Below are 12,186 nucleotides of genomic sequence, written 5' to 3' on the forward strand. Positions count from 1 at the left end.
CGCCCCGCGGGCCAGCGCCGCGGCGGCCGCGGCCAGGCCGGCCGGGCCGGCGCCCACGACCCCGACGTCAAACGGCGAGGTGGCCACGGCCGTCTCCCTCCTGGCTGCGGACGATCGAATCGGCGGTCGCCGGCGCCAGGCAGGCGCGCTGGTTGGGGACGTCGTCGATGGTCACCAGGCAGTCGAAGCAGACGCCGATGCCGCAGAACACGCCACGCGGGCGGCCCTCGCGCCGGGTCGTCCGCCAGGACCGCACGCCGGCCGCGACCAGCGCCGCGCCGACGGTCTGCCCGTCGGCGAACGGCACGTGGCGCCCGTCGAACTCGAACTCACTCATGGACCCCCCTACCGAGTTGATCATGGGGAAATCGGGGTTCCACGGCCTCCGGAAGCCCGATTTCTCCATGATCAACTGGGGTGGTGGGGAAGCGGTCGGGGCGGAAGGGCGTGACGTCGAGGTCGGGCTGCTCGTCGGCGATGAGCTGCGCGATCAGCCGCCCGGTGGCGGCGGCCAGGCCGATGCCGGCGCCCTCGTGCCCGCACGCGTGGTACAGGCCGGGCGCCCGCGGGTCCGGCCCGATGACCGGCAGGTGGTCGGGGCAGTACGGACGGAAGCCGCGGTAGGTGCGGATGACCTGTACCCCGGCGAGGACGGGGAACAGCGCGACCGCCTGCGCGGCCAGCGCCCGCAGCACCCGCACCGACAGCGTGCGGTCGTAGCCGACCCGCTCGCGGCTGGCGCCGATGAGGATCGTGCCGGCCTCGGTGCCCTCGACGACGGGCGAGGTCTGCAGGTCGGCGTCGTCGCTGGCGACGTCGGCGACGTACTCGGCGGCGTAGACCTTGTGGCGGACGATGCGCGGCAGCGGCTCGGTGACCAGGATGAACCCGCGCCGGGGCAGCACCGGCACGTCCACGCCGGCCAGCGACGCGATCTCGCCGCCCCAGGTGCCGGCGGCGTTGACGACGGCGCCGGCGGGCAGGTCGCCGGCCGTCGTCCGGACGCCCACGACGCGGTCGCCGGAACGCAGGAACCCGGTGACCTCGACGCCCGTGCGCACCGTCGCGCCGCGCGCCCGGGCCGCCCGCAGCAGCCGGGCGGCCGCCAGCATCGGCTGGACCTGCGCGTCGCCGGGGTACAGCACGCCGCCGGCCAGTGACGGCGTCAGGTGCGGCTCGTGCTCGGCCAGGTCCCCGGCCAGCACGACGTCCGTCTCGACCCCGGCCTCCCGCTGCGACGCGGCCAGCGACACCAGCGCGTCGAAGCCGGCGGGCGTGGATGCGACCACCAAGCCGCCCTTGGGGTCGTACTCGAACCCGCCCACCTCGACGGCCAGCTCTCGCCAGAGGCCGGACGAGAGCAGCGCGAGGTCGAGCTCGGCGCCGGGCGGCTTGTCCGAGACCAGGATGTTGCCCTCGCCGGCGCCGGTCGTGCCGCCGGCGACGGAGCCGCGGTCGACGACGGTGACCGACCGGCCCGACCGCGCGGCGTACCAGGCGGTGGCGGCGCCGACGACGCCGGCGCCGACCACCACGACGTCGGCGGCGTCAGCGGGCACCGGGCGGTCCTCCGGGGGTCAGACCGCCCGCGACGTGCGCCTCCGTCGCCTCGATGCTCCCGGGGCCCTCGGCCGCGGGGGTCAGCTCGACCTCCTCCGGCTTCACCTCGTGCGGGGTGATCTTCCCGGCCAGGATGTCCTCGGCGTAGTGGCAGGCGACCTTGTGCCCGGGCGCGACCAGCGGCAGCTCGCGCAGCGTCGGACGCTCGGTGTCGCACCTGCTCGCCTGCTTCCACGGGCAGCGGGTGTGGAACCGGCAGCCGGCCGGCGGGTTCGCCGGCGACGGCAGGTCGCCCTGCAGCAGGATGCGGCTGCGGGTCTCCTCGACGTTCGGGTCGGGCACCGGTACCGCGCTCATCAGCGCCTTCGTGTACGGGTGCAGCGGCTGGCGGTAGAGGTCGGCGGACGGCGCCTGCTCGACGATGCCGCCGAGGTACATGACGGCGACCGTCTTGCTGATGTGCCGGACGACGGCGAGGTCGTGCGCGATGACGACGTAGGTGAGCGAGAACCGCTCCTGCAGCTCCTTGAGCAGGTTGATCACCTGCGCCTGGATCGACACGTCCAGCGCGGACACCGGCTCGTCGGCGATGATCAGCGCCGGGTTCAGCGCGAGCGCACGCGCGATGCCGAGGCGCTGCCGCTGCCCGCCGGAGAACTCGTGCGGGTACCGGTTCACCACCGACTCCGGCAGCCCGACGACGTCGAGCAGTTCGCGCACGCGCTTGGCGTGCCCGGCCGAGCCGCCGGGAAACTTGTGCGCCCGCAGCGGCTCGGTGAGCAGCGACTCCACGCTCTGCCGTGGGTCCAGGCTGGCCATCGGGTCCTGGAAGACCATCTGGAACTGGCGGCGGACGGCGCGCATCCGGCGCTCGCTGAGCGACAGGATGTCCTGGCCGTCCAGTTTGACTGAGCCCTTCGTCGGCTCGATCAGCCGCATCACCGCGCGACCCAGCGTCGACTTGCCGCAGCCGGACTCGCCGACCAGCCCGAACGTCGTGCCGGCCTCGATGTCGAGGTCGACGCCGTCGACGGCCTTGACGGCGCCGACGGTGCGCTGGAACAGCGTCCCGGCCTTGATGGGGAAGTGGACCTCGAGGTCGCGGACTTCGAGCAGGCTCACCGGGCCACGTTCCCTTCGTGCAGGATCACGTCCTCGCCGACCGGCCGCACGCAGCGGACCGGGTGCGGCACGATCGGCGTGCCGAGTTCGGCCACCGGCGGCGGACCGGACAGGCATTCCGCCACCGCCCGTTCGCAGCGCGGCTGGAAGGCACATCCACGGTCCCACGGGACGGTGTCGCGCGCCGAGCCGGGGATGGTGTGCAGCAGGTCGGCCGGATCGTCGTCGTCGATGCGCGGGATCGACTGCAGCAGGCCGTCGGTGTACGGGTGCGACGGCCGGGCGAACAGGTCCTTCGTGCCCGCCGACTCGACGATGCGGCCGGAGTACATGACGTGGACGTCGTCGCAGAGGCCGGCGACGACGCCGAGGTCGTGGGTGATCATGATCATTCCGCAGCCGCTCTCGGCGACCAGCATGCGCAGCAGGTCGAGGATCTGCGCCTGGATGGTGACGTCGAGCGCCGTCGTCGGCTCGTCGGCGATCAGCAGCTTCGGCCGGCAGGCGATCGCGATGGCGATCATCACCCGCTGGCGCATGCCGCCGGAGAGCTGGTGCGGGTACTCGCCGAGCCGGCGGACCGGGTCGGGGATGCCGACCCGGCGCAGCAGCTGCTCGGCCTCGGCCTTCGCCTCGCCCTTGCCGAGCCCCGCGTGCCGGGTGAGCACCTCGGTCAGCTGCCGGCCGACGGTGACCACCGGGTTCAGCGACGTCATCGGGTCCTGGAAGATCATCGCGACGTCGCGGCCGCGGACGTCGCGCAGGTCGCGCTGGTCCATCGAGGTCAGCTCGTTGCCGTCCAGCGTGACGGTGCCGCCGACGGTCACGCCGCGCGACGGCAGCAGGCCCATGACGGCCAGCGACGTCACGGACTTGCCGGACCCGGACTCGCCGACGATGCCGACGGACTGGCCGGCGGCGACGTCGAAGCTGACGCCGTCGACGGCGCGCACCGGCTGCTGGCCGGAGCGCGTGAAGGTGACGGACAGGTCGCGCACTTCGAGCAGGCTCATGTGGTCGTCACCGCCGGAACTTCGGGTCGAGGGCCTCGCGCAGCGACTCGCCCACGAGGGTGAAGCCGAGCGCGGCGAGGACGATGGCCAGGCCGGGGTAGATCGCCAGCATCGGCGCCGACGTCAGCGTCTCCTGCGCGTCGGTGAGCATGCGGCCCCACTCCGGCGCGGACGGGTCGCTGCCGGACAGGCCGAGGAACGCCAGCCCGGCCGCCTCGACGATGGCCAGCGCCAGCGTCAGCGTGCCCTGGACGATGACCGGGGTGAACGAGTTCGGCAGCACGTGCCGGAACACGATCGCCGAGCGCGAGATGCCCAGCGACCGCGCGGCGAGCACGTAGTCGGCGCCGCGCTGCCCGAGCATCTCGCCGCGCAGCAGCCGGGCGAAGATCGGCACGTTCACCACGGCGATCGCGATCATCACCGACGTGAGGCTCTGGCCGAGCATGGCCGCGACGGCGATGGCGAACAGCAGGCCCGGCACCGACAGCATGATGTCGACGAAGCGCATGACGACGGTGTCGACCCAGCCGCCGAACGCCCCGGCCAGGACGCCGAGCGCGATGCCGGCGACGGCACCCAGCGCCAGCGACACGACGCCGATGAGCAGCGACTGCCGGGCGCCGTAGATGATGCGGGAGAACACGTCGCGGCCGAGCGGGTCGATGCCCAGCCAGTGCTCGGCGGACGGGCCCGGGTACTGGCCCGGCCGGACCTGATCCAGCCACGAGTTGTCCGTGGGGGAGTACGGCGCGATCAGTGGCGCGAAGATCGCGACGAGCACGAAGATGCTGATGAGCACCATGCCCACGACCGCCATCGGGTTGCGCACCAGCCGGTGCAGGGCTTCGCGGCCCAGGCTGGACGGCGGCCGCGCGGCCGCCTCCGTCGTGGCCGGGGCCGGACCGCCCGGCTCGCCGGCGACCACCTCGTTGACGCTCATGAGACCCTCACCCGCGGATCGAGCAACCCGTAGACCAGGTCGACGATCATGTTGATGACGACGTAGACGACGGCGATGACCAGGATGAACCCCTGAATGGTCGGGAAGTCGCGCTGCACGATCGCGTCGGCCATGAACTTGCCGACGCCGGCGAACGCGAACACGGTCTCGGTGAGCACCGCGCCGGCCAGCAGGACGCCCAGCTGCAGGCCGATCACCGTCGTGACCGGCAGCATCGCGTTCTTCAGGACGTGCCGGCGGGTGATGGTGCCCGGCAGCAGGCCCTTGGCCTCGGCGGTGCGCACGTAGTCCTCGTTGACGACGTTGAGGACCGACGCCCGGGTGATGCGGACGATCACCGCGAGCGGGATCGACGACAGCGCCAGCGCCGGCAGGATCAGGTGCTGGATGGCGTCCCAGCTGGCGTCCAGGTTGCCGGTGACGATGCCGTCGAGGACGTAGAACCCGGTGGGATGCTCCGCCCGGGCCCTCGGGTCGGCCCGGCCGGCCGTGGGCAGCCAGCCGAGCTCGACCGAGAAGACGTACTTGAGCAGGTAGGCGAGGAAGAAGATCGGGATCGTCACGCCGAGCAGCGAGCCAGTGACGGCGACGCTGTCGATCCAGGTGCCGTACCGCCGGGCCGCCAGGTACCCGAGCGGTATCCCGACGCAGACGGCGATCAGCAACGCCGCGACGGCCAGCTCGATGGTGGCGGGGAACCGGCGCAGCATCTCGTCGATGACCGGCTGCCCGGTCTGCAGCGACGCGCCGAAGTCGAGCCGGACGGCCCGCCCCAGGAACTGCAGGTACTGCTCCCAGAGCGGGCGGTCCAGGCCCAGCTGCGATTCGATCGCCGCGACGGCTTCCGGCGTGGCCCGTTCTCCCAGCAGCGCTTGTGCCGGACCGCCGGGAAGGGCGCGGACCCACGCGAACAGCAGGACCGACAGACCCAACAGGATCGGAACGAGCAGGAGAAGGCGCCGGACGATGAATCTCAGCACGTGTCGATCAGCCCTCGATGTCGACCAGCTTGAAGTACTCGAGGCTGACCGGCGACGGCGTGTAGCCCGTGATGTCACCGGCGAGCGCGAGCAGCGGCTGGTTGTGGACGAACGGAACGCCGGGGATGTAGTCGTAGAGGAGCTGGTTGATCTCCTCGTACAACGGCTCGCGCTCGGCCTGGTCGGTCAGCGTCAGCGCCTCGTTCAGCTTGGCCTGGATGGTGGGGTCGGTGAAGCCGAACTCCGGCCGGTCCTGGCGGAAGAACGTGCCGATGAAGTTGTCCGGGTCGGCGTAGTCGCCGGTCCAGCCCAGCAGGTGCAGCTGGCCGAGGCCGTCGCCCTGGATGTTCTGCAGGTAGTCAGGCGTCCACGGCACCGTCTTCGGCACGATGGTGAAGCCGACGGCCTGCAGGTCGGCGGCGAACGACTCGTACACGGCCTGCGGGTCCGGCATGTACGGCCGGGACACGTCGGACGGGTACCAGAACTCCAGCGTCAGGTTGGTCTCGCCGGACTCCTCGATCAGCTGGCGCGCGAGGTCGGGGTCGTACTCGTAGCCCTCGATGCTGTCGTTGTAGCCCCACTGGTCCGGCGGGAGGAACTGGTTGGCGACGACGGCCCCCTCCGGGTACGCGGCGTCGAGCAGCCCCTGCCGGTTCAGCGCGTGGGCGATGGCCTGGCGGATCTTCGGGTTCTGGAAGATCGGCAGCTTGTTGTTGAAGCCGACGTAGCCGACGTTGAACGCCGGGCGCTCGACGACCTGGTCGCCGGCGCCCTCGATGGCGCCGATGTCGGCGGCGTTGACGCCCTCGTAGGCGTCGATCTCACCGGCCTGCAGCGCCTGGAGGCGGGCGGTCGGGTCGGCGATCGGCCGGAAGATGATCTCGTCCAGCGCGGGCGCCTCGCCCCAGTAGTCCTCGTTGCGCTCGAGCACCAGGCTCTCGCCGCGGTCCCAGCTGACGAACTGGAACGGGCCGGTGCCCGCCACGACCTCGGAGCCGAAGCCGCCGCTGTAGGTGAACGAGTCGCCGGTGGCCTCGATCTCGGTGCCGCCCTCCTCGATGGCCTTCGGGCTGGCGATCGAGAACGCCGGCAGCACCAGGCCGGCCAGCAGCGCCGACGACGGCTCCGTCAGCGTCAGCGTGGCGGTGAGCTCGTCGGTCGCCTCGCACGACTGGTAGCGGCTGGTGTCGGGTGCGGAGTCGATCTCCTTGGTGGCGAAGCCGCCGAAGATCGTCTGCCAGTAGTAGGTGACGTCGCCGCTCTGCGCGGGGCCGGTGAAGTTGTACCAGCGGTCGAAGTTGAAGCAGACCGCCTCGGCGTTGAACGGCTCGCCGTCGTGGAACGTGACGCCGTCGCGCAGGTGGAAGGTGTAGGTGAGCCCGTCGGGGCTGATCTCCCACTCCTCGGCCAGGCCGGGGACGACCTCGGTGGTGCCGGGCTCGAGCGCGACCAGCGTCTCGTAGATCTGGAAGATCACCCGGAACGACTCGCCGTCGGAGACGTAGGCGGCGTCGAGGGTCTTGGGGTCCTCGGACGCGCCGAAGATGAAGGTCTTCGGGTCGCCGCCGTCGCCGCTGCCGGTGTCACCCGAGCCGGAATCCTCGCCGCCACAGGCTGCGGCCAGCAGCCCTACGGCGGCGGTGAGGGCGACGAGTCGCCCTGCCTTGCGGTGCACACGCATTGGTCCTCCTTGGTTCGACATGCGACAAAGCCGAGAGGGGCGGCCGGCTCACGGGTCTGGCGTCAGGACGCGCACTGCGCCTGTGGCAGGCTTGAAGGAACGACCGGCACGGGCGTCCCGCAGCACCACAGAGCACAGATCTACCATCGAAGCGGGCACAGTGCGATGTGCTATTGCACTACTGTGTCCTAATCGTAACGCGGGCCATTGCCCCGGTTTGTCCCGGCGATTCGGCGGCCCGGACGCCGCAGTCCACCAGTGTTGATCTTGGAGTTGTTCGGCCATCTCACGGACATTTCACCCGGGAATTGCCGAACAACTCCGAGATCAACGCCGCTCAGTCCCTCGGTGGGGTCGCGGACGGTGCTGAGACTCAGGCGGCTTGTTCAACGTGACCGGTGACAGTACAATGTCACCCTCGCTCCGCCCATACCGGCACAGAATCACCGCATCCCGGCGTCGCCGTCCGGTGCCGCCGTCCCGCACCGCCGCCGAGGAGGATCTGTGTCTCCGACATCGTCGCGACGCGTCCGGATGCGGGCGCCGCTGATCGCCGTGGCCGCGTCCGCGCTGCTCTTCCCGCAGCTCGCCGGCGCCGAGGACGTCAGTCCGTCCGGCGCCCCGCCGCTCGTCCCGATCGACCCGCAGGACTGGGACAACCAGTACGACCTCACCTGGGACGACTTCGTCCCGGTGCCGGGCGTCGACTGGACCAACCCGGACCGGCGGCCGTCCGTCGACACGTGGCGGGCCGCGCTCGTCCTCGTCGACTACCCGAACATGCCGTTCCAGATCACCCAGCCCGAGGGTTCCACCATCTTCGGCACCCCGATCGGCGTCGGCGACGTGCCGCGCGAGGACGTGCCGGAGTTCTACCGCGACCTGCTGAACACGCCGAGCGACCTCAACCACCGGCAGACGCTGCACTCGTACTGGATGGAGGACTCCTACGGCCAGTACGGCGTGGAGGTCGACGCCTTCGGGCCGTTCCGGATGCCGCGCCACCACTTCGAGTACGGCAACTCGCCGTACGGCAACGCCGCCAGCTGCCCGCCCGGCTACACCTGCGACGGCAACTTCACCCGCGACGCGCGCGCCCAGTACGAGGCCAACGTCCCGGCCGAGGTGCGTGCCCAGTACGACCTGGTGTTCTTCATGGGCGCCGGCCTGGACGAGTCCACCGCCTGGCAGGTGTTCGGCGAGATGATGTTCGACTCGCCGGAGGACGTGCCCGACGAGTGGGGCCCGCCGGCCGAGTTCGACCCCGACGGCGTCATGACGAACTGGATGCCGACCCGCTACATCCCGTGGACCACGTGGGCGGCCGGCTCGTTCACCTGGGCCAGCGCCGGCGGCGGCAGCGCGAACATGGCGGAGTCGTCGGGCACCGCGGGCTTCGCGCACGAGTTCAGTCACCTGCTCGGCATCGGCGACAACTACAACGGCGCGTTCGCGGTGCCGGCCCAGCGCACGTTCACCGGGCAGTGGGACATGATGAGTCAGGGCTCCTGGAACGGCCCCACCGGCATGCACACCCGCTGGAAGGTGCCGGCCGACGGCGGCTCGACGGTCGGGCCGCACCACAGCATCCGCAACAAGCTCGAGCTCGGCCTCATCGACACCGACGACATCGTCGACCTCAGCCGCACCGGGCTGGCGTCGTCCGGCGTCGTCGTCGCGAAGGTGCGGGCGCGGGCCGCCGGGCCGCGCGAGGACGAGCTGCTCGGCGTGCGGATCCGGCTCGACGGCGCCGCCCCGGTCGACCGCACGCCGCCGTGCCACCCGTCGACGCACGGGCCGGAGTGCATGGGCCAGAGCGACTACACCCATTACACGCTCGAGGTCGTGCAACAGCTCGGCGTCGACTCGTACACGCCCGGCAACGGCGTGCTGATCTACAAGAACAAGGACCGCGCCAGCAACTGCGGCACGGCCAGCTGCTTCTCGTGGCTGATCGACCCCAACCCCGAGGACATCGGGATGGTCGACTTCTACCAGCCCGACGGCACGCCGCGGATGGTCGTCACCGGCGACCCGCGCCAGGTCAACGACGCGACGTTCAACGCGGGCACGCACTCGGGCACGGCCTACGAGTGGGTCGACGAGCCCAACCGGCTGCACTTCTACGTCGTCGACGTCGAGGAGGATGCGGACGGCGTGCGGACGTACACCGTCGCCGTCCGCTCGCTCGACGGCGCCGGGCCGCAGCAGCGCGGCGTCGCGCTCGCGCCGGGCGAGGCGAGCCGGCACACCCCGGGCAAGGCGGCCACCTGCACGTTCCCGCTGTCGAACACGGGGACGACCGCCCCGGTCGACGCGTCCGCCCACCCGGGCGACGTCACCGACGAGGTGGCGGCCGACGTCTACCGCCTGTCGGTGACGTCGTCCGGCGCCGGTTGGGACGCCGAGCTGTACAACGAGCTGGCCGCGAGCCGGTTCGGCGGCACCGTCGAGGTGCCGGTGTACGTCACCCGCTCGCCGGGGGCGGTCCGGTCGACCACCGTCACGCTGACCGCGGCCTCCGAGAGCGACCCGTCGGCGACGGCGACGGCCACCTGCGTGGTCGACGTCGCCGCCACCACGACGCGCTGAGACCGGCCGGCCGGACGCCTTCCGCAGCGCGCCCGGCCATCCGGGGGCGTGACGTGAAGTGTGCAATGTCGTATTTTATCCAGAATACGTGAGGAGAGCGCATGCGCATGAGGCTCAACGGAACGAGCGTCGCGAGGCGGTGGCGGCTGGGCTTCGCCGCGGCCGCGGTCACGACGCTCGTCGTCGGCATGGCGGGCGCCGGTCAGGCGGCGCCGCCGGACTTCGAGGTCCAGCCGATCGACCCGCAGAACTGGAAGAACCAGTACGACATGACCTGGGACGACTGGACCGACATCCCGGGCACCGAGTGGAACGACCCGGACGTCAAGCCGAGTGAGCGCGGGCTGCGGATCGCGCTGGTGGCCGTCGACTTCCCGGACCAGCCGTTCGTCATGACGCAGGAGAAGCAGACGGACCTGTTCGGCAACCCGCAGATCGACCCGATCTCGCGGGACGAGGTGCCGCAGTTCTACCACGACTTCTACATGATCCCGAACGAGTACAACCACGGCCGGACCATCCACGAGTACTGGATGGAGCAGAGCCGCGGCCGGCTCGGCGTCGACGAGATGGACGTCTTCGGCGCCTACCAGGTGCCGCGGAACCTGTTCGAGTACGGCCTCAACGAGTGGGGCCAGCAGTCCGCCTGTCCTGAGGGCTTCACCTGCAACGGGAACCTCGACCGCGACGTCGACACGGTCTGGAAGGCCGACCTCGCCGCGAAGGGCATCCCGTGCCCGGACAGTCGCTGCGGCTACGACGTCATCCTGCGGGTCTACGCCGGGTACGACGAGACCAGCATCTGGCAGGAGTACGGCGAGATGATGTTCAACTCCAAGGAGGACATCCCCGAGGAGTGGGGCCCGCCGGCCTCGGTCGACCCGGACAACGAGATGCCGAACTGGGCGCCCACGCGCTACGTCGAGTGGACCTCGTGGCGCGCCGCGGCCCAGCAGTGGGGCCTCTCGTCGATCCGCCAGGCGGAGAGCTCGGGCACCATCACGCACGAGATGGGGCACTTCTTCTTCCGCATCGGCGACAACAACAACAACCCGTTCACCAACCGGCAGAACCCGCCGCAGCCGTTCCACCGGGTGGGCTCGGCGCCGTGGGACATGATGGACCGCGGCTCGTTCAACGGCCCCGGTGGTCACCACATGCGCTGGGTCGTCCCGCCGAACATGGGCGGCTGGTCGCCGTCGGGCCTGATGCTGCGCAACAAGATCCACGCGGGCATCGTCGCGAAGGAGAACGTCCTGCAGGTCAGCCGTGAGGCGCTGGCCGACACCGGCGTCGTGGTCGACGAGGTGACGGCGCGCGCCGTCGATCCCGGTCCCGAGGGCACCTCCGGCATCAAGATCGACCTGGACGGCGAGGGCCGCCCGGACCGCACGCCGGACTGCGACATCGACACCGACCCCTTCTGCCACGGCAACACCGGCTGGGACCACTACACGATGGAGGTCGTCGACCGGATGGGGTTCGACTCGTTCAACCCCGACACCGGCGTCATCATCGCGAAGAACAAGACCCGCGAGAGCAACACCTGCGGCTACAACTGCTTCAACTGGGTCATCGACGCCAACCCGCAGGACATCGGGCTGGTCGACTTCTACAAGCCCGACGGCACCCCCGTCATGGCCACCATCGCCGACCACCGGCAGCTCAACGACGCCGCGTTCCACGCCGGGACGAACTCCGGCTCGGAGTACGAGTACGTCGACGAGGCCAACCGCCTGCACTTCTACGTCGTCGACCTGGAGCGCGACGAGGACGGCGTGCTGTCGTACACGCTGGCCGTCCGGTCGCTGGACGGGTCCGGCGACCAGGAGCGCGGCGTGTCGCTCGGCGAGGGCGAGGTCACCGGCCTGCGCACCAGCCAGGCGGCGCAGTGCACGTTCCCGCTGACCAACACCGGCGAGGAGGCCACGAACGCGGCCGGCCACGTCAGCGACGTCAGCGACAAGGTGAACAACGACGTCTACCGGCTTTCGGTCGACTCCAGCGGCCAGGGCTGGACCGCCGAGCTCGACAACGCGCTCACCACGGCCCGCGCCGGTGAGACCGTCGAGGTCCCGGTGTACGTCACGCGCGAGCCCACCGCGGCTCGGGACACCACGGTCACCCTCACCGCCACGTCGGAGAGTGACCCGTCGGCCACGCAGCAGATCAGCTGCACCGTGGCCGTGAAGGACACCAACCCCCGGCGGTGACGCCGGTCGTCCTGACCCCATGACGGCCGGCCCGGGCCCGTCCACGCGACGGGCCCGG

Annotated in this window: 9 protein-coding genes; 2 read left to right on the plus strand and 7 right to left on the minus strand. The window is 71.0% G+C overall.

Annotation, left to right across the window (positions count from 1 at the left end):
* Positions 1-67: 67 nt before the first annotated feature.
* Genes DY240_RS13675 through DY240_RS13705 form a run of 7 tightly spaced genes read right to left on the minus strand, consistent with a single transcriptional unit; the run spans position 68 to position 7,323 of the window.
* A complete protein-coding gene (locus DY240_RS13675; protein WP_119660425.1) occupies positions 68-337 on the minus strand; it encodes a (2Fe-2S)-binding protein in 270 nt (89 codons plus the stop codon).
* Positions 330-1,559 (minus strand): NAD(P)/FAD-dependent oxidoreductase, encoded by a 1,230-nt coding sequence (locus DY240_RS13680; protein ID WP_119660426.1) that lies wholly within the window; start codon positions 1,557-1,559, stop codon positions 330-332. The genes DY240_RS13675 and DY240_RS13680 overlap by 8 nt, the downstream gene beginning before the upstream one ends.
* The gene (locus DY240_RS13685) at positions 1,549-2,682 is read right to left on the minus strand and encodes an ABC transporter ATP-binding protein (RefSeq protein ID WP_199701464.1); all 1,134 of its coding nucleotides are present in this window, start codon (positions 2,680-2,682) and stop codon (positions 1,549-1,551) included. The genes DY240_RS13680 and DY240_RS13685 overlap by 11 nt, the downstream gene beginning before the upstream one ends.
* Positions 2,679-3,695 (minus strand): ABC transporter ATP-binding protein, encoded by a 1,017-nt coding sequence (locus DY240_RS13690; protein WP_119660428.1) that lies wholly within the window; start codon positions 3,693-3,695, stop codon positions 2,679-2,681. The genes DY240_RS13685 and DY240_RS13690 overlap by 4 nt, the downstream gene beginning before the upstream one ends.
* Before the next feature lie 7 nt (positions 3,696-3,702).
* Complete coding sequence (locus tag DY240_RS13695; RefSeq protein ID WP_119660429.1) at positions 3,703-4,638, minus strand: ABC transporter permease; 936 nt, start codon at positions 4,636-4,638, stop codon at positions 3,703-3,705.
* Positions 4,635-5,639: an ABC transporter permease gene (locus tag DY240_RS13700; RefSeq protein ID WP_119660430.1), complete on the minus strand. Its 1,005-nt coding sequence runs from the start codon at positions 5,637-5,639 to the stop codon at positions 4,635-4,637. Before DY240_RS13700 ends, DY240_RS13695 begins: the two co-directional genes overlap by 4 nt.
* Positions 5,640-5,646: 7 nt before the next feature.
* Positions 5,647-7,323 carry an ABC transporter substrate-binding protein gene (locus tag DY240_RS13705; RefSeq protein ID WP_158602845.1) on the minus strand — a complete coding sequence of 559 codons (1,677 nt, stop codon included), beginning with the start codon at positions 7,321-7,323 and terminating at the stop codon, positions 5,647-5,649.
* Between the two features lie 504 nt (positions 7,324-7,827).
* Here DY240_RS13705 and DY240_RS13710 point away from each other — a divergent pair.
* A complete protein-coding gene (locus DY240_RS13710; protein ID WP_199701459.1) occupies positions 7,828-9,915 on the plus strand; it encodes a M6 family metalloprotease domain-containing protein in 2,088 nt (695 codons plus the stop codon).
* A 101-nt stretch (positions 9,916-10,016) separates the two neighbouring features.
* The gene (locus DY240_RS13715) at positions 10,017-12,128 is read left to right on the plus strand and encodes a metallopeptidase domain-containing protein (protein ID WP_199701461.1); all 2,112 of its coding nucleotides are present in this window, start codon (positions 10,017-10,019) and stop codon (positions 12,126-12,128) included.
* Positions 12,129-12,186: the final 58 nt, after the last annotated feature.

Origin of the sequence: Jiangella rhizosphaerae (assembly GCF_003579925.1) — a bacterium.
Taxonomy (GTDB): Bacteria; Actinomycetota; Actinomycetes; order Jiangellales; family Jiangellaceae; genus Jiangella; species Jiangella rhizosphaerae.

Bases quoted from the DNA above. Each gene is read 5' to 3' on its own strand.
- DY240_RS13715 (WP_199701461.1), top strand. From the start codon at position 10,017: ATGCGCATGAGGCTCAACGGAACGAGCGTCGCGAGGCGGTGGCGGCTG.
- DY240_RS13675 (WP_119660425.1), bottom strand. From the start codon at position 337: ATGAGTGAGTTCGAGTTCGACGGGCGCCACGTGCCGTTCGCCGACGGG.
- DY240_RS13705 (WP_158602845.1), bottom strand. From the start codon at position 7,323: ATGCGTGTGCACCGCAAGGCAGGGCGACTCGTCGCCCTCACCGCCGCC.
- DY240_RS13695 (WP_119660429.1), bottom strand. From the start codon at position 4,638: ATGAGCGTCAACGAGGTGGTCGCCGGCGAGCCGGGCGGTCCGGCCCCG.
- DY240_RS13690 (WP_119660428.1), bottom strand. From the start codon at position 3,695: ATGAGCCTGCTCGAAGTGCGCGACCTGTCCGTCACCTTCACGCGCTCC.